Here is a 15,917-nt window from a genome sequence, read left to right as displayed (position 1 = left end):
GGCCGCCCTAAGCGGTGCCCGCTCTGCGGGTGCAGCTGCGGGCGCGGGAGCCCCCCGTTTCGTTCAACACATCAGCGCAATCGGACCTTTGAAGAAAATTTGCACGCTATGAGGTTGAGCGATATGGATCCTTCATAGCCTACGCCCCCTTTAACGACTGAGAACACACAGCTGGTCAGCCGAGGGTTTCGGCGATCTTTTCCATGTCTTTCAGGATTTCCCCTGCTGCTCTGATCAGGCCACTTTCAGTCATATCGGCAAGATGAACCTGCGCAGCCGCAACCAGGCCGATGCTTTTGCGCGATTTCAGGTAGGAGGGATCATAGTGATCCAACATCAGCGCTTGTGTCAGCCCGCGCTTGTCACCGCTGTCAATCATCTCAAACCAGTGATCCACAACTGCTTGCGAGCGATGGACGCGCAGCGGCCCCAGTTTGTCCCTAAGTGCTGCCGCATCTGACAGAATGTCATCATAGGCCGCCACCAGATAGTCACTTCGGTCTGCAATTCCCGCCTGCACTTCGATCCGGGGCGCCGGTTTCATCAACTGCCAGAGCGCGGGTGGAATGATCCGAGCACCAATCTTGTTGCTCTCGGCCTCTAGCAATACCGGGCGGGCAGGATCCAGTGCTATCAAAGCCGCCGCAAGCGCGCTTTCAAAGGCTTTTTGACTGGGTTGCGGCTCATCCATCGCCCCAAGAAGTGACCCACGATGCTTCGCCAACCCTTCGAGATCCAAAATCTGCCCTCCCAGGGCAGCAACATGCTGCAGCAATGCCGTTTTGGCCGTTCCGGTGAAGCCATCCAGCAGGATCACCTGATGGGGCAAGGGCTCATCATAGAGATAGCTATTCACCAAACGGCGATAGCTTTGATAGCCCCCCTCCACAACATCGGCCCGCCAGCCAATCTGCTGCAACATCCAGGTAAAGGATCCAGAGCGCTGCCCCCCGCGCCAGCAATAAACCAATGGGCGCCAGTCGCCCTCATGGTGGCTGAGGCTTTGCTCGATGTGATTGGCCGCATTGCGAAAAACCAGGGCGGCCCCAAGCTTGCGCGCCTTGAAAGGACAGTCCTGAACATAGATCGTCCCGACCTGTGCGCGTTCCTCATTATCGAGCACCGGAAGATTGATTGCTCCCGGCATATGGTCTTCGGCAAATTCCGCTGGACTGCGCACATCTATCACCGTATCGGCGCCATGTGCGTAGATCTGTTGAAGAGAGGTGAAAGTCGTTGCCATAAATTCGGCTTAGCCTGTCGTTTTTGCGATTGAAAGCCCAATTCTTCCCCTTGCAGATACGTGCGATATGCGAATTATAGTTTTTCAGCACAACACGTAACTTTGTTTTTAGGGGCGATGGCGTTTGGAAAAACTGTTACACAGGGACAAAACAAACGGAATTTGGCGATGAAAGATGATCTTCTTGATATACACGCGCTTCCTGGCCATCTCATCCGTCGTCTCAACCAGATCGCTGTCGCCCAATTCATGGAGAAGATGGCACAGTTGAACCTGGACATTACCACCGTTCAATACTCCGCCCTTAGCGCCATCCAGAACCACCCGGGAATTGACCAAGCCTCAATCGCGGGGCTGATCGCCTATGATCGCGCTACCCTGGGCAAGGTCATCGACCGGCTGGAGGCCAAGGCCCTTGTCAGCCGCAAGGTCAGCCCCCATGATCGTCGCGCCCGAGAGGTCACATTGACTGCGGCCGGAGAAAACCTGCTGGAGCAAATACACCCGGTGGTGCGCAAAGCGCAGCCAGAGATCCTGGCAGGTCTTTCATCAGAGGAACAAGAGGAGTTCATCACTCTTCTGAAAAAAGCAACATTGGCCGGAAACGAAAAGAGTCGTGCGCCTCAGCGCAGCCTCGCCAAAGCGGGTTAGCGCCTTTCTGGCAGCGGCCTTTAAGACGACGCACTGCCCTTCTGGTTGATGCCTCGCTTTCTTGCACTGAGATGCGAAGCCGGCACCTCCCGAGAGACTGATCAGCACCGGATTGAGAACGAGGCAAGGATCTTTTTCAGAAAAGTCTCCCTTGCTTGGGAGGTGGCATTGGAGATACAGCAGCGGCTTCCTGTGCCTCGCTGGGGTCAGATTGCTCTTCAATGACGTCAAAGGGCTCAATCAACTCAGCCCCTTGGGCCTTGTTGCCATTCACTTTGACATCAACGCGCCACGCTTGAAAGAGCTCCTCATCTCCCGGTTGCATGAGCCGCGCTGCACCGCGCTCTGCCTCTCCCAGCCAGAGCGCCCAATCCTCTTGCGCGAGCATCAAGGGCATCCGGTGATGGATATGACCAAGGCTTTGGTTGGCCGCGGTTGTAACAATCGCACAGGTCTTTACCGGCTCATCTTTCCCCCAGGCCTGCCAGATACCGCCAAAAGCAATAGGTGCGGCATCCTTTCGGGAGACATACCAGGGAAGCCGATTGCCCTTGGCATCCTTGGTCCATTCATAAAAGCCACTTGCCGGGATCAGGCAGCGCCGTGATCGGCAAGCCTCTGCAAAAGCTGGTTTTTTCGCGATTGTTTCTGCCCGCGCATTGATCAGGAGCGGTCCAGCACCCTCACTCTCATACCAGTGGGGCAGAAACCCCCAGCGCATGGCCACCAGTTGCCTGGTCTCCTCAGCGCTGATCACGACATGTAGTTGATTGGTTGGGCAGACATTGTAATTCGGCACCTGTGGCAAGTTGTTGGCCGGTTGTGAGGCAAAGAGCTGTGCCATGGCATCACCAGGGAGGGTTACTGCAAGTCTGCCGCACATGAAACGAACCTAACCTCACTCTTTCGTGTATTCTGGACACTTGTGTATTTCACCCCTTGATTGAGCGAGCGAGCCAACCTAGATAGCCGAAATACGCACTTTTCAGTCGCAACATCAGTCCCTCTGATAGCCAAGACTGACCCTTCCAGGTCTCAACTTCAATGTCAAAGTCGCTCAATTCCGCTGATCTCCATCAGCTTCATGCTCTTCTTTCTCAGGGCAAGCATAAGACTGTTCAAAAACTAGCCAAACCACTGCTGAAAAACAAAAATGCTCCGGCCACCCTGTTCAATTTGGTCGGTATTGCATTGTGCGGCCAAAACAAGCTACGCGAAGCCATTCCTCTGTTCAAACAGGCCTTGGTCAAAGATGCTGAATTCTGCGATGCACGCAAAAATTACGCTCAAACTCTGATCCTGCTTGGTTCTCCAGACAAGGCTATTCCCCAACTGAAGCGGGTTCTGGCTGAACAGGCTGGACAGGCTGGACAGGCTGGACAGGCTGATGCCTATTACCTTCTCGCACAAGCGTACTTTAGTGTCGGCGCCATGGATGAGGCGCTAGGTAGTCTCGAAACCGGCATCTCCAGTACGCCGTCTAATTCTCGCCTCTATAGCCTCAGAGCCTTGGTCTATGGAGCTTTGGGGGACGAACACAAGTCCCTAGCGGATTTTGACGGGGCCCTTGAAATGAACCCTGACGATGTGGAATGCCTTGTCAATGCCAGCCGACCCTTGGCCAGACAAACCCGATATGATGAATCTCAGGCGGTGATCACCCGTGCTTTAAATCTGAATCCAGATCATCTTGGTGCCAATCTGCGGCAAGCAGCGCTTCATGTTGAACGCGGCGCGCAATCAGAAGCCCGAGATTTCTACCGCCACATTCTGCGAAAATGGCCCAATCAACCAGAAGCTCTGGAACAGATTTCTCCTCTACTCGAACCAAACGAAATCGAAACACACCAAAAGCTCATGCTGCTAGCAGCAAAGCAGCGTCACGATCAAAACGATACAGCCAAACTGCACTTTGGCCTTGCGACACTTGCCAAGAAAAAAGGGACCGGAGCGCAATTTGCCAAACATCTTGCGATTGCAAATGGCATTTTGGCCCAGCAATTTCCCTATGACCGAACGACAGACGCCAATCAATCCGCAGCCATTGCAGTACAATTCCCCTGCCCCAGCCTGGAACACACCGGGGATGAAAATACTGCGCGACCGGTCTTCATCACCGGTCTACCGCGGTCAGGGACAACTTTGACAGAAACGATCCTTGGTGCCCATCCTTCTGTAGCCCCGCTGGGCGAAAGAGCCGCAGCCGGCTTTCTCCTCCAACCCTATCTTGATGGTACGTTGCCATTCAATCTTCAGGTCCAAACAAGTTTCGCCGATGACTACCGCGCCAGGCTGCCAGAGCTACCCGCCAATGCTCGGGCCTTTACCGACAAGATGCCGGAAAACTACCGCTACATCGGATATCTCGCGAGCGCCTTTCCAGATTGCAGGATAATCTCAATGCATAGAGATCCTCGTGACATCGCTCTCTCCATGTGGCAGGCACATTTCTCCGGGCGTGCCCTCGCTTATTCCTATGACCTGAAAGCCATGGCGCATCGATTCAACTTATTCGCCCGTCTTCAAGCACAGTGGCAGGATCTCTTCCCGTCACAAATTTTGCGCCTCAACTATGAGGAACTGGTGGGTGATGTCGAGCACCATAGCCATCGCATCGCCGAGTTTATCGATGTCGACTGGTGTCCGGAGATGGCAGAGCCTGGCCAGGCGACCTCCCCAATCTTGTCGCTGAGTGCCGGACAGGTTCGCCAGAAAGTCCACAAGCGTTCGGTAGGGAGATGGGCGCAATATGCAGATATGCTTGCCCCCTTCATCGAAGATCTGGACGCTGAGCTCTGGCCCGAACTCGTTTACGATCCGATTACTTCAGATAGGCCTTGCGGGCCAGATCGATCCGCGCTTCCATCATCGACATTTCTTTCAGGATCTCACTGCGCCGACTGCGATCGCCCGCCTCGCGCAGCTCTTCTCGCAGGCGGCTCAATTCCCGGCTAAGCGAGACAAACTCCGGCACCGCGCCATTTTCCTGTAAAACGCGGTTGATCAGCTCATTTTCCGGGTCCTCAACCCGGCGCAGCGGGCGGCCCGCCCCTGACAGATTGTCAAAGGCGCCGTCAGCTTCTGCCTCAGCGATGCGGGCATTGATCAGATCAATCAGCGGATGGTCCATAGGGGGAATGTGCCAGCAATTGCACATAAGGAAAAGCCCCGCCTGCAGGCTGCGGGCGGGGCTTTCATATTCAGGTCACTTGTTTCGCGCGCGAAACATTACTTCTGGGCGATGCGCCCATCGGTATAGGGGGTATAGGGGCCCTGGGCCGCCAGGTATTCGGCCAGAACATCCGCCAGATCCGGGCCGAAGTCATAGGCCTCTTTGTCATCGCCTTGGAACATCTTGTAGCCGTCGCCGCCATTGCGAACATAGTTGTTGGTAACAACGCCATAGGTCTTGGCCGGATCCACCGCCACCCAGGAGCCGCCTTCCATCACCTGAACATCGCTGATGCGGCCCTCATTCGGCGCAACCGAGAGGTCAAAGGTATACTTCAGTCCCGCCACCTGGGGGAAGCGGCCTTTGCCGTCTTCGACCTGACTGACACCATTTTCCAAAGCTGCAATCACGACTTCGCCCGAGGCTTCAAAGGTGGAGAGCGTGTTCTGGAAGGGCAGCACTGTCAGCACTTCACCCATGGTGACCTCGCCCGCGTCAATCGAGGCACGCAGTCCGCCTCCGTTCTGGATTGCGATCGAAATCCCCTGGTCTTTGACCCGGTCCAACATGGCATCCGCCACCAGGTTGCCCATGGGGCATTCGGTGGTACGGCAAACTTCGCGCGCGCCCTCTACCGCCTCGGCGGTGGCGGCAACAACGCGCTGCTTCATCTCCTCAATGGGGGCACCCATCTCAGCGACCCGCGCCGCGATGGCGGCATCCGGTGTCACCGATGCATCCAGCAAGATCGGCTCACCGCTGGCAGCGGTCACATTGCCCGCTTCATCAAAGCTGACTTCCAGCTCGCCCAGATATTTACTGTAGGCATAAGCCTGCACAACAGGCACCCCGCCTGCCATCACCGGATAGGAACCGGCGGCTTTTTCAGAGGTATTGGACAGCAGCGTATGAGAATGGCCGCCAACCACGACATCAATACCCGGCACGGCTTCGGCAATCTTCAGATCCATCGGCAGCCCCACATGGGTCAAAGCGATGATCTTGGTCACGCCTTCCGCTTCCAGGGCGGCCACATCGGCCTTCAGGCTTTCGATCTCATCCTGAAACACAACATCCGGGCCCGGCGAAGAGGTCTCCACTGTATCGGTGGCCAGGGCCGAAATGATGCCGATCTTCTCGCCGCCCACCTCAAGCACAACATGATTGCCCACATGGCCCTTCAGATCCAGCGAAGAGGAGAGGTCAAGATTTCCCGAGATCACCGGGAACTCCACCGCGTCGATAAACGCCCGCAGCGCCGGCGGGCCGTCGTCGAACTCGTGGTTGCCCACGGCCATGGCATCATAACCGATAGCCTGCATGAATTCGGCCTCAGCCGCACCTTTGTATGTGGTGTAGAACAGCGAGCCCTGGAATGGGTCACCGGCATCCAGAAGGATGACATTATGTCCCTCCAGAGCGGCACGGCGGGCATCCACCATGGTTTTGATCCGGGCGACACCGCCAAAGCACTTGCCCTCGGCTTCGCCCTCTGCATTGCAAGTTGAATCGTATTTGTTGATCGATTCAATCCGGCTGTGGATGTCATTGGTATGTAGGATTGTCAGCTTGTATTCGGCAGCGGCCATGCCGGCGGTCAAACCCAGCGCTGCTACTGAACTCAGGAAACGGGTGAACATCAAAATACTCCCTTTTGTTTTTCTTTGACCAAATGGTGCATTTATTGCCCACCGCAGTCAAAGGGGAAAAACAACCATTCCGGGTTCCCTAGAGGAAACGGTGCATTTTTTCTTGAGCCCAAGAGCGAGCGCCCCCCTATCAGGTCTTGATTCCCATAGTAGCGCGAGGCATCAGGACAGGATGCTGATCTACAAAATACTACGTACCGAAGAGTGGACCGATTTCCAGTCCGCAGGTGAAACGCTTGGGGCTCCGATCGATCTGAGCGATGGCTTCATCCATTTCTCTACCGCTGAGCAAGCCGCCGAAACAGCAGCCAAGCATTTTGCGGGTGTTGAAGGTCTTTGGCTTCTGGCTTTTGAGGCCGATGCCCTGGGTGAGGCGCTGAAATGGGAGGTTTCCAGGGGGGATGCTCTCTTCCCACATCTCTATCGCAAACTAAGCATTGCAGAGATGCTCTGGTCGAAACCCCTGCCCTTGGAAAATGGAATGCATGTCTTTCCGGCTGAAATGGCCTAGGGGTCTTTTCGCTCGGATCTTTGCAACACCCGCTACCTGCCAAAACCCATTCTGCCAAACCTCATAAAGGCATCCTGTGATGAAACTAAGTGAGAAACTGGCCCTTGCGGCGATGCACCGGATCGATCCGGAAACCGCACATGGGCTATCGATCAAAGCACTCAGCTCTGGATTGGTGCCGGGATCTGTGCCAGTCACCTCTGTGCGCCTCAAAACCGAAGTGGCCGGTCTTTCCCTGCCCAACCCAGTGGGTTTGGCCGCAGGTTTTGACAAGAACGCCGAGGCCCTGGCCCCACTCAGCAAGGCCGGTTTTGGCTTTATCGAGGTAGGTGCTGCGACCCCGCGCCCGCAACCCGGAAACCCCAAGCCTCGTCTTTTTCGCCTGACCGAGGACAGGGCAGCGATCAATCGCTTTGGCTTTAACAATGAAGGCATGGAAGTGATTGCCAGCCGCCTTGCCAAACGCCCCAAAGAAGCGGTGATCGGCCTCAACCTCGGTGCCAACAAGGATAGCGAGGACCGGGCCGCCGATTTTGCCAAGGTTCTGGCCCAGTGCGGCAAGCATCTGGATTTTGCCACTGTCAACGTCTCCTCTCCGAATACCGAAAAACTACGCGATCTGCAGGGCAAAGCCGCGCTTTCCGCTCTGTTGCATGGGGTTCTGGAGACACGAGCTGGGCTGGACCGCCGGATCCCAGTTTTCCTGAAAATCGCGCCGGATCTGGATCGCGAGGGTATAGAAGATATCGCAGCCGTGGCGCTGGAAACCGGTATTGATGCTGTGATCGCCACCAATACCACCCTATCCCGCGAAGGGCTGCACAGCCCGCATCGCGATCAAGCGGGAGGCCTCTCTGGCGCGCCCCTGTTTGAAAAATCGACTCGTGTACTGGCGCAGCTATCAGAGCTTTTGAATGGGGCTGTACCCCTGATCGGTGTAGGGGGCATCAGCAATGCAGAGCAGGCCTATGCCAAAATCTGCGCCGGAGCTTCAGCGGTGCAGTTCTATACCGCCATGGTCTATGGCGGCATCTCCCTTGCTAGTGATATCGCAAAAGGGTTGGATACGCTTTTGGCCCGCGACGGCCATGCAAATGTGGCCGCGGCTGTTGGCAGCAAAAGAGGAGACTGGCTATGATCACCTATTGGCATAATCCCCGCTGCTCAAAATCCCGCGCGGGCCTGGCGCTGCTGGAAGAGGGCGGCGCCGAGGTCACGCAACGCCTCTACCTGCAGGATGCACCTTCAAAAGTAGAGATCGAGGCAATGCTGGCTGCGCTTAACCTCCCCGCACTTGAGATGATGCGCAAAGGTGACAAGCTGTTTAAGGAGCTGGGTTTGAGTGCGGACAGTAGCGAAGCGGATCTGATCACGGCCATGGCATCCAACCCAGCCCTGATCGAAAGGCCCATCGCGGAAAAAGACGGCAAGGCCGTCATCGGCCGCCCCACCGAGGCACTGTCAGCCCTACTGTGATCCCAAGGCCAAGATAACGAAGGGCAAAACCTGACTTGTAGAAAAGGCGTTCTCTTTGGGTACGCCTTTTTCTGATCTCTGTGGGTGAGAGTTGGTTTAGCTCATCTCTGATAGCATGGGCGCGCTGTCAAAGTCATCGCGCCAGAATACAAGGCACAGCACCGGATCCGCTTCGGTGCGGGTCGCGTGAGGTTGGCTGTGCTCGTGAAAAGCCGTCTCGCCAGGGAGCAGCATCTGCTCCTCATGACCCGTTTTTCCAAACAACGCCTGCCCCGAGACAATCAGATAGAGCTCTTCTGCGTGGTGCTCGTGCCAGGGGTAGTAGAGATGTGGTGGCATATAGACGACCCAACAGCGCAGATGCGCACTCATGAAAGGGCCGCCCTCTCCGATAATGGGGAAGCAACCAAAACGGTCAAAGAAATCCTCCCCCAGATCGGTCCCGCGATAGTGCTCGCGCCATTCAGCCACCTCTGCAGCCGAGCGAATGGCCTCTGTCAGGCCCTTGGAGCATTCCGCCGAAAACCCCTGTTCCTGCCGCAGGAGATTCGCTGCTGGCACAGAAATCGGTGTCACCGGTTGAGCGATGAGGTCATCGGGAAAGGGTGAAAAAGCCCGCACCTGCGGGTTTTTCTCATAGGCTTGTTGCACATGACCAAGCAGGTGGTCGAAAATTTTGTTCTGATCCATGCGCCGATCTGAACAGCACCTATTTCGCTCTCTGTTCTGAATGCGACAGGGATGTCTTTTCCAGATCCTGAAAAGGTAGAAAAAGAGGGTCAATTCCCCCCCACGATCAGGTCTTGATCGGCCTGTGATCCAGGATCGGGAATCGCGAAGCGCTGATTAGGTAGATCCAAAGGTGGGGGTAGACATTTTCTTCTTTTCCTCAGAGGCCCGCCCGACAAAAGCTAGGGATGAAACAACCGCTCCGACAGGGGCGGCGCGCGACTATCCCGCCAGATATCTTAACCGATTGACCTATCCGTCCCTTGCCAGCTTGGCAAAAGGGGCGAATGGCAGACAGACAGGAGACCTTAGGCATGGCCAAAGATCACATCGACCCGGTCGAAGCCCTTCGCCAGAATACCGCACAGCCCTTCGAACAGGCCCGTGCCATGCCTCCGGAGGTCTATACCAGCCAGGAGTTCCTGGATCAGGAGTTGGCACATATCTTTGCCAAGGATTGGTTCTGTGTCGGTCGCGCCGATGCGCTGGCAGAGCCCGGTAGCTATACCACCTGTGATCTGGCAGGTCAGCCGATCCTGGTCATGCGCGACCGCGACGGTGAGCTGCGCGGCCTCTCCAATGTCTGCCTGCACCGCATGTCGACCCTGTTGCACGGTCGTGGCAAGACCCGCGCCATCGTCTGCCCCTATCACGCCTGGACCTACAACCTTGATGGTTCGCTGCGCGGCGCGCCCGCCATGACCCTCAACGAAGGGTTCTGCAAGGATCAGTACCAGCTGCCCAAGGTACGCTGTGAAGAATGGCTTGGCTGGGTTTTTGTGACCCTCAACCAGGACGCCAGCCCCGTGGCCGAGCAGCTGTCACAGGTGGCCGAGATGGTCGCAGGCTATGACATGACCAACTATACCGAAGCGTTTTATGAAGAACATGTCTGGGACACCAACTGGAAGGTTCTAGCCGAGAACTTCATGGAGAGCTACCACCTGCCAGTCTGCCATGCGGGCACCATCGGCGGCCTCTCTAAGCTGGAGGATATGGTCTGCCCACCCGGCCTGCCCGCCTTCAACTACCATACGATCCTCAAGGAAGAATCCCTGAAGATCGCCATGGCGCATGAGAAGAACACGCGCCTCAAAGGGGACGAGCGGCGCACGACCTATCTTCTGGCGCTCTACCCATCGCTGCTGATCACCCTGACCCCCGGCTATTTCTGGTATCTCAGCCTGCACCCCAACGGCCCCGGCCAGGTACACATCCGTTTTGGTGGCGGCATGTCCAATGACTTTGCTGATGATCCCGAGGTTGAACAGAATTTCCAGGATCTGAAAGCGCTCTTGGATGATGTGAATATCGAGGATCGCGGCTGCACCGAGAAGGTCTTCCGCGGCCTCTCATCGGGCATGGCTGAGCCCGGTCACCTATCACATCTTGAGCGTCCGAATTACGATTTTGCCCAGTATCTGATGGCCAAGATCGTTGAGGGACAAGAGGCCGAAGCGCAGAAGGCCTGACCAGAAACGACATTCGGGGCGGAATTGGAGCAGATTCCACCGCCCCGATCTTCAAACCTTTCAATCGCCCGGCGCCCCGCTTTGCGGGACTGGTGAGGCATGACCCCTGTCATGACTTTGCTTTGTGCTGTGCACCCGCAACCGGCACAAGGGAGGATGCCATGCTGGACCTACGAACGAAACTGCAAGAGCTGGCCGCCCTGCCCGCTGATCGCCCCATGGGTATGCCCGGCGCCTATTACACCTCCCAAGAGCAATTCGAATGGGAGAAATCCACCGTCCTGCGCCATGGCTGGCATGCCCTGGGGCGCTGCGATGAGATCCCGGAGCCCGGCGATTACTTTACCGTGCAGCTGCTGGATGAGCCCCTAATTGTCGTGCGTGGCGATGACGGCCAGATCCGCGTGCTGGCAAATGTCTGCCGCCATCGCGGCATGCCCCTGGCCGAGGGGCGCGGCAATGCCAAGCGCTTTGTCTGCTCCTATCACGCCTGGATGTATGGTCGCGACGGGGCCCTCCTGCGCGCCGCGCGTATGGACAATGCCGCCTTTGATTCCAAGAATTGCCGCCTGCACGGCCATAACATTCAGATCTGGAACGGGTTCATCTATTGCAACCTTGATGGGGATGCCGCCCCCTTTGGGGAGGAGAGCGCGCCACTGGATCAAATGCTGGCCCCCTATGAACCGGAGAGTTTCCGCCTGGTGCATGTGGCAGAAGAGAACTGGCACACCAACTGGAAATGCCTGGTTGAGAACTTCATGGAAGGCTACCACCTCTCTGTTGTGCATCCTCGCACGCTGCATGGCTACACGCCTACGGGTCTTGCGCGGAAATCGGTGTCCGGCCCTGGCTTTACCTCCTACTGCGCCAACTATCCCGATGATATCCCCTCTCGCGGAGACGGCGCACCCGGCCTAAGCGATGCAGAGCGTCAACGCTCGTCGCTCTTTGCCCGTTTCCCAACACAGGTCACCAGCCAGGCTGCCAGCCTCTTGGTTTCGATTTGTATATTCCCGATCTCAGCGGATCTGATCCGGGTTAAATGGACCATGTCGGTCTATGGCGATGACCTGAGTGATGAGACCATTGAGGCCCGGATCAAGCTCTGGGAAGAGGTCAACAAAGAGGATCGCGAAAAACTGGAGCGGATGCAGATTGCGCTGAAATCGCAGCATGCCCATGCGGGACCTCTGGCACCGGATGACTATGAGGGCACCATTCGCGATTTCCAGACCTGGCTGGCCCAGGAAGATGCACGCCACGGCGCAGAGGCACAGGCCGCCGAGTAACTGCCCGGTACTTCGCGGCCTTTTATGCAGCCTCCGTTGCCCCCAAACGGAGGCCGCACTTTTCGGGAAACGCAGACTTAGGAAAGGTCGGCCCAATGATAAGCTAGGTCGCAACCTTGGACTTGGAGAGTCCAGCCTCCAACGCAGGTAGACGCAGCGCCAGAGTGATGCCTCTGGCCACATTCAGGACGATCAGGGCCGCCCATAACCCATGATTGCCAAGCCAAGGGACCAGGATCAGCAGAGAGACCGCATATAGTCCAACCGACTGGATCATTGCGCGCCGCATCGCGCCGGTCCAGGTGGCGCCAATGAAAATACCGTCATACATGTAGCTCGCCAGGCTGATCAGCGGCAATATACAGGCCCAGAACAGATAGGAGCGCCCCTCGGCCCGCACCTCTGGTGCCGTTGCCATCAGATCAATCAGATAGCTCCCTCCCAGTGCAAAACCCACAGTGAGCAGCAGCGCGCCGAAAAATCCCCAGAGGCTGGCCAAACGGGCCGCGCGGCGCAGATCATTGCGATTGCCAGCCCCGACGGCGGCCCCCACCAAGGCCTCTGCAGCAAAGGCAAAACCATCCAGTGCAAAGGCCGTGATCTCAACAAATTGCAAAAGAACCTGATTGGCCGCCAGGGTGACATCGCCAAAATCGGCACCAACAAAGAGGAAGGTGGTAAAAGAGCCGGTCAGCAGCACGGAACGCACCATTATGTCGCCGTTGACCTGCATCATGCGGCGCAGGCGCGCCGGGTCAAAGACACGCGCCCAGTCGCGCCATTGATTGCCGGCAAAGGCCTCCCGGCAAAACCAGAGCCCCAGGGCAAGACCACTCCATTCGGCCAACAGAGTGGCAACCGCGACCCCTTCGACGCCCCAGCCGAGACCCAGAACGAACCACAGATCCAGAACGATGTTCAGCCCGTTCATCCAGATCTGCAGCAGAAAGACGCCACGGGTGTTTTCAACTGCGATCAGCCAGCCGGTCACCGCATAAAGCGCAATGGCGGCGGGCGCACCCCAGATACGGATCTGCAGATAGTCACGCGCCAGGCTTTCCACCTCGGCGCTGGCAGGCGCTATGGCAAAGGCTCCCCAGAACAAGAGTGCCTGCGTCACGATAAAGGTGAGGCCTGCAGCCAGCGCCAGCAAGAGCCCCCGCATCAGCAAGGCGCCGGTTTCTGCGTGATCTCCTGCCCCACGCGCCTGAGCCGCCAATCCCGTTGTGCCCATGCGCAAGAAACCAAAGACAAAGTAGATGGTCCCCAGGATGACAGCACCGATGCCAACCGCACCGATTGGGGCGGCCTGCCCCATCTGTCCCACAACACCGGTATCCACCGCGCCCAGAATGGGAACAGTTGCATTGGACAGAACTATCGGCAAAGCGATCTTCAGCACCCGCGCATGGGTGATTTCACTGCTGGCGCCGCTGGACATGGCCTAGCCCTTTGTCGCTTTGTCCTGCGGCATCAGGAAATGCCCCGTCGCCTGGGCAAAGAGCTTATCCTTGTGGTCCTGCCAGGCCTCAACATGCACCGAGGCATAGCGTCGCCCGGCCCGGCTGATGGTGGCACGCGCATAGGCGTCACGTGGCAGGCCAGAGCGCAGATAATCCACGGTGAAATCGATGGTCTTCGGCTGACGGGGCAGCTTGCCAGCCGCCATCTCTTCAGGGTCCAGATCTCCACTCTCGATCCGCTCCCAAAGATGGGACCAGTTGAGCGTGATCACTGCCGTCAACTCCAGGAAAGCCGCGGTCACCCCGCCATGAATGGCTGGCAAAAGCGGATTTCCAATGTGCTTGTCGCTAAAGTTCAGCTGTGCGGTCAATTCATCGCCACGCCTATCAAAGCTGACGTTGAGAAAGCGGATATAGGGGATGGACTGCACCAGTGCATTGAGTGCTGCATCACGGCGCTGTTTCACAACCTGGATCGGTTCTGGGCGAGGACGGCTCAAAAACTGCTCTCCACTGTAAAGGCTCCGGTAGCGGTTGCCACAGGATGTTCCTGATCTTCGTCGGTTGCGACCGCGCGCACAAAGGCAACACTGCGGGTGATATGATAGCAGGTCGCCTTGGTTGAGATCGTCTGCCCCGGTGTTGCGCCCCGCATGTAGTCAATCCTGAGATCAATGGTCGCGGTGCCCCCTGGTGCTGAAGGGTGGCTCATCACCGCAGCCCCGCAACAGGTATCCATCAAGGCAGAAACTGCGCCCCCGGCAATAACCCGCGTCTCGGGATCCCCAATCAGCTTCTCATCGTAAGGCATGGAAATTTCTGCAACTCCGTCGCCGATTTCGTCCAACACCATGCCAAGCGCCCTGGAATGCGGGATAGCTTCGATAAATTGGCGAGCGAGTTTTGTCCTGTCTGCCATTTTGTTGCTTTCTCTTGTGGCTGACCCATTAGTGACCTCGCGGGCATCAAAGAGCAAGAGTTCAACCGAGTTGCAAAACCGCTGACCTCTTGAGGTGTTGCATCACGCAAATCGAATGCATAGGTTGCGCGCAAGGGAGATGACGGATGACCGAAGCTAGATTGTCATTCAAGGAAATGTGTGCGGAGTTCGATGTAACCCCACGAACCTTGCGTTACTATGAGTATATCGAGCTGCTACAACCTGACCGGGAAGGCAGATCGCGCTTTTACGGCGCGCGTGAACGCGCCCGAATGGAACTGATTCTGCGGGGTCGCAGATTCGGTTTCCAGCTGGAAGAAATCCGGCAATGGCTCTTGATCTATGAAAATGAAGGCAATCAGGCGCAGATGCAGGCCTTTATCGAAATGGCCGATCGCCAGATGGTAGAGCTGCAAAAGCAGCGCGAACAGCTGGATGAGGCCATGGATGAGCTCAGTGCCCTGCGCAAGACCACCTTGGATTTGTTAAAGTAAGAGCAACCCCGGATTGCAGAACGCGGTGTACCGCCTGGCCTTTCGCCAGGCGGTTTTTTTGTGCCAGTCGACGCGGAAACTTCCTCTGCTGTCGGGCGAAGCAATTCACTAAAACACGGTCCATTCCTCCTTTCCTCCAGCAAATCTCAGCGCAAAGACCACGGAGACGCTGCGTCAAAATTCGCGGCAGTTACGTCACCGGAAGAAGTGACGCAGCGTCGAACTTACGTAAACGTCAACATGATGTTGTAAACTGACCCCAGACTACTCAGCTTGGGGTCAGACTGTTGCAGATTGCAGGCCTATAGCGCCCCAATGACGATGATGAGAGTGACGAAGATGATGACGACCTGTGAGACAAACGACGAAACACTGGAAAAAACCCGGTCCATTCGTGAAATGTGCGATGCCTATGGGGTGACCCCGCGCACCCTGCGTTTTTACGAAGCCAAAGAACTTCTTTTCCCGATCCGCGAAGGGCAAAAACGCCTCTTTACCAAGCGGGACGCAGCACGCCTGAAACTGATCCTGCGCGGTAAGCGATTTGGCTTCAGCCTAGAAGAGATCCGTCAGTTGCTCGACTTGTACCATATTGGGGATCAGCAGGTGACCCAATTGTCTCGCACCTATGAGATCGCCCAGGAACGTCTGGCGGACATGGAGCGTCAACGCGATGAGCTGGAAGAGGCCATCTGCGAGCTGAAAGAACAACTGAGATGGGGTGAAAAAGTCATCGCCTCGATGAAGACAAGCCAGGAAGCCGCCGAATAGGGCCTGACCGCTTTCGATCCCTTCCTGAACCTAACCAAACATAGATTTCAACCG

Annotated in this window: 16 protein-coding genes and 1 pseudogene; 9 read left to right on the top strand and 8 right to left on the bottom strand. The window is 56.7% G+C overall.

Features of this window, described 5'->3' with window-relative positions; all coding sequences use genetic code 11:
* Window positions 1–175: 175 nt before the first annotated feature.
* Window positions 176–1,243 (bottom strand): tRNA 2-selenouridine(34) synthase MnmH, encoded by a 1,068-nt coding sequence (mnmH, locus tag RSK20926_RS18795; protein WP_008209155.1) that lies wholly within the window; start codon window positions 1,241–1,243, stop codon window positions 176–178.
* A 168-nt stretch (window positions 1,244–1,411) separates the two neighbouring features.
* Here mnmH and RSK20926_RS18790 point away from each other — a divergent pair, with 168 nt between their 5' ends.
* The gene (locus RSK20926_RS18790) at window positions 1,412–1,894 is read left to right on the top strand and encodes a MarR family winged helix-turn-helix transcriptional regulator (protein ID WP_037255792.1); all 483 of its coding nucleotides are present in this window, start codon (window positions 1,412–1,414) and stop codon (window positions 1,892–1,894) included.
* Window positions 1,895–2,030: 136 nt separating this feature from the next.
* On the opposite strand, the gene RSK20926_RS18785 is transcribed toward RSK20926_RS18790, so the two are convergent.
* Window positions 2,031–2,777 carry an SOS response-associated peptidase gene (locus RSK20926_RS18785; protein ID WP_083805821.1) on the bottom strand — a complete coding sequence of 249 codons (747 nt, stop codon included), beginning with the start codon at window positions 2,775–2,777 and terminating at the stop codon, window positions 2,031–2,033.
* A gap of 161 nt (window positions 2,778–2,938) precedes the next feature.
* Here RSK20926_RS18785 and RSK20926_RS18780 point away from each other — a divergent pair.
* Window positions 2,939–4,528, top strand: a pseudogene (locus RSK20926_RS18780) (tetratricopeptide repeat-containing sulfotransferase family protein); the annotation flags it as partial.
* Between the two features lie 187 nt (window positions 4,529–4,715).
* On the opposite strand, the gene RSK20926_RS23225 reads toward RSK20926_RS18780, so the two are convergent.
* Window positions 4,716–5,024, bottom strand: coding sequence for a J-domain-containing protein (locus RSK20926_RS23225; protein ID WP_037255761.1), 309 nt, complete (start codon window positions 5,022–5,024; stop codon window positions 4,716–4,718).
* Window positions 5,025–5,122: 98 nt separating this feature from the next.
* Entirely contained in the window at window positions 5,123–6,706 is a 1,584-nt protein-coding gene (locus RSK20926_RS18770; RefSeq protein ID WP_008209150.1) for a bifunctional metallophosphatase/5'-nucleotidase, read from the bottom strand.
* A gap of 181 nt (window positions 6,707–6,887) precedes the next feature.
* Here RSK20926_RS18770 and RSK20926_RS18765 point away from each other — a divergent pair, with 181 nt between their 5' ends.
* From RSK20926_RS18765 to arsC, 3 genes are all read left to right on the top strand, one after another.
* The gene (locus tag RSK20926_RS18765) at window positions 6,888–7,226 is read left to right on the top strand and encodes a DUF952 domain-containing protein (protein ID WP_008209149.1); all 339 of its coding nucleotides are present in this window, start codon (window positions 6,888–6,890) and stop codon (window positions 7,224–7,226) included.
* A 79-nt stretch (window positions 7,227–7,305) separates the two neighbouring features.
* Entirely contained in the window at window positions 7,306–8,364 is a 1,059-nt protein-coding gene (locus tag RSK20926_RS18760) for a quinone-dependent dihydroorotate dehydrogenase (protein WP_008209148.1), read from the top strand.
* Window positions 8,361–8,702: an arsenate reductase (glutaredoxin) gene (gene arsC, locus RSK20926_RS18755; RefSeq protein ID WP_008209147.1), complete on the top strand. Its 342-nt coding sequence runs from the start codon at window positions 8,361–8,363 to the stop codon at window positions 8,700–8,702. Before RSK20926_RS18760 ends, arsC begins: the two co-directional genes overlap by 4 nt.
* Before the next feature lie 96 nt (window positions 8,703–8,798).
* Here arsC and RSK20926_RS18750 read toward each other — a convergent pair whose 3' ends face one another.
* Window positions 8,799–9,392 (bottom strand): dimethylsulfonioproprionate lyase family protein, encoded by a 594-nt coding sequence (locus RSK20926_RS18750; RefSeq protein WP_008209146.1) that lies wholly within the window; start codon window positions 9,390–9,392, stop codon window positions 8,799–8,801.
* Between the two features lie 353 nt (window positions 9,393–9,745).
* Here RSK20926_RS18750 and RSK20926_RS18745 point away from each other — a divergent pair, with 353 nt between their 5' ends.
* Window positions 9,746–10,903, top strand: coding sequence for an aromatic ring-hydroxylating oxygenase subunit alpha (locus RSK20926_RS18745; protein ID WP_037255759.1), 1,158 nt, complete (start codon window positions 9,746–9,748; stop codon window positions 10,901–10,903).
* Between the two features lie 161 nt (window positions 10,904–11,064).
* A complete protein-coding gene (locus RSK20926_RS18740) occupies window positions 11,065–12,195 on the top strand; it encodes an aromatic ring-hydroxylating oxygenase subunit alpha (RefSeq protein WP_008209144.1) in 1,131 nt (376 codons plus the stop codon).
* Window positions 12,196–12,298: 103 nt separating this feature from the next.
* On the opposite strand, the gene RSK20926_RS18735 is transcribed toward RSK20926_RS18740, so the two are convergent.
* From RSK20926_RS18735 to RSK20926_RS18725, 3 genes are read right to left on the bottom strand one after another with little or no spacing between them, the layout of a single operon-like run.
* The gene (locus tag RSK20926_RS18735) at window positions 12,299–13,636 is read right to left on the bottom strand and encodes an MATE family efflux transporter (RefSeq protein ID WP_008209143.1); all 1,338 of its coding nucleotides are present in this window, start codon (window positions 13,634–13,636) and stop codon (window positions 12,299–12,301) included.
* Window positions 13,637–13,639: 3 nt separating this feature from the next.
* Window positions 13,640–14,158 carry a PaaI family thioesterase gene (locus tag RSK20926_RS18730; RefSeq protein WP_037255757.1) on the bottom strand — a complete coding sequence of 173 codons (519 nt, stop codon included), beginning with the start codon at window positions 14,156–14,158 and terminating at the stop codon, window positions 13,640–13,642.
* Entirely contained in the window at window positions 14,155–14,577 is a 423-nt protein-coding gene (locus RSK20926_RS18725; protein ID WP_037255756.1) for a PaaI family thioesterase, read from the bottom strand. Before RSK20926_RS18725 ends, RSK20926_RS18730 begins: the two co-directional genes overlap by 4 nt.
* Window positions 14,578–14,723: 146 nt before the next feature.
* Between RSK20926_RS18725 and RSK20926_RS18720 the strand changes: the two genes are divergently transcribed.
* Together RSK20926_RS18720 and RSK20926_RS18715 are read left to right on the top strand one after the other, a co-directional pair.
* A complete protein-coding gene (locus RSK20926_RS18720; protein WP_008209137.1) occupies window positions 14,724–15,092 on the top strand; it encodes a MerR family transcriptional regulator in 369 nt (122 codons plus the stop codon).
* A gap of 315 nt (window positions 15,093–15,407) precedes the next feature.
* On the top strand, window positions 15,408–15,863 hold the full coding sequence (locus RSK20926_RS18715) for a MerR family transcriptional regulator (protein WP_008209135.1): 456 nt from the start codon (window positions 15,408–15,410) through the stop codon (window positions 15,861–15,863).
* The last annotated feature ends 54 nt before the right edge of the window (window positions 15,864–15,917 follow it).

Origin of the sequence: Roseobacter sp. SK209-2-6, assembly GCF_000169455.1 — a bacterium.
In the GTDB taxonomy this organism is placed as follows: domain Bacteria; phylum Pseudomonadota; class Alphaproteobacteria; order Rhodobacterales; family Rhodobacteraceae; genus Pseudophaeobacter.
The sequence above is the reverse complement of the archived record's forward strand: the minus strand, read 5'-3'. Positions and strand labels throughout refer to the sequence as shown.

Excerpts from the sequence above, each read along its gene's own strand:
- mnmH (WP_008209155.1), bottom strand. The coding sequence starts at position 1,243 with ATGGCAACGACTTTCACCTCTCTTCAACAGATCTACGCACATGGCGCC.
- RSK20926_RS18790 (WP_037255792.1), top strand. The coding sequence starts at position 1,412 with ATGAAAGATGATCTTCTTGATATACACGCGCTTCCTGGCCATCTCATC.
- RSK20926_RS18785 (WP_083805821.1), bottom strand. The coding sequence starts at position 2,777 with ATGTGCGGCAGACTTGCAGTAACCCTCCCTGGTGATGCCATGGCACAG.
- RSK20926_RS23225 (WP_037255761.1), bottom strand. The coding sequence starts at position 5,024 with ATGGACCATCCGCTGATTGATCTGATCAATGCCCGCATCGCTGAGGCA.
- RSK20926_RS18770 (WP_008209150.1), bottom strand. The coding sequence starts at position 6,706 with ATGTTCACCCGTTTCCTGAGTTCAGTAGCAGCGCTGGGTTTGACCGCC.
- RSK20926_RS18765 (WP_008209149.1), top strand. The coding sequence starts at position 6,888 with ATGCTGATCTACAAAATACTACGTACCGAAGAGTGGACCGATTTCCAG.
- RSK20926_RS18760 (WP_008209148.1), top strand. The coding sequence starts at position 7,306 with ATGAAACTAAGTGAGAAACTGGCCCTTGCGGCGATGCACCGGATCGAT.
- arsC (WP_008209147.1), top strand. The coding sequence starts at position 8,361 with ATGATCACCTATTGGCATAATCCCCGCTGCTCAAAATCCCGCGCGGGC.
- RSK20926_RS18750 (WP_008209146.1), bottom strand. The coding sequence starts at position 9,392 with ATGGATCAGAACAAAATTTTCGACCACCTGCTTGGTCATGTGCAACAA.
- RSK20926_RS18745 (WP_037255759.1), top strand. The coding sequence starts at position 9,746 with ATGGCCAAAGATCACATCGACCCGGTCGAAGCCCTTCGCCAGAATACC.
- RSK20926_RS18740 (WP_008209144.1), top strand. The coding sequence starts at position 11,065 with ATGCTGGACCTACGAACGAAACTGCAAGAGCTGGCCGCCCTGCCCGCT.
- RSK20926_RS18735 (WP_008209143.1), bottom strand. The coding sequence starts at position 13,636 with ATGTCCAGCGGCGCCAGCAGTGAAATCACCCATGCGCGGGTGCTGAAG.
- RSK20926_RS18725 (WP_037255756.1), bottom strand. The coding sequence starts at position 14,577 with ATGGCAGACAGGACAAAACTCGCTCGCCAATTTATCGAAGCTATCCCG.
- RSK20926_RS18720 (WP_008209137.1), top strand. The coding sequence starts at position 14,724 with ATGACCGAAGCTAGATTGTCATTCAAGGAAATGTGTGCGGAGTTCGAT.
- RSK20926_RS18715 (WP_008209135.1), top strand. The coding sequence starts at position 15,408 with ATGACGATGATGAGAGTGACGAAGATGATGACGACCTGTGAGACAAAC.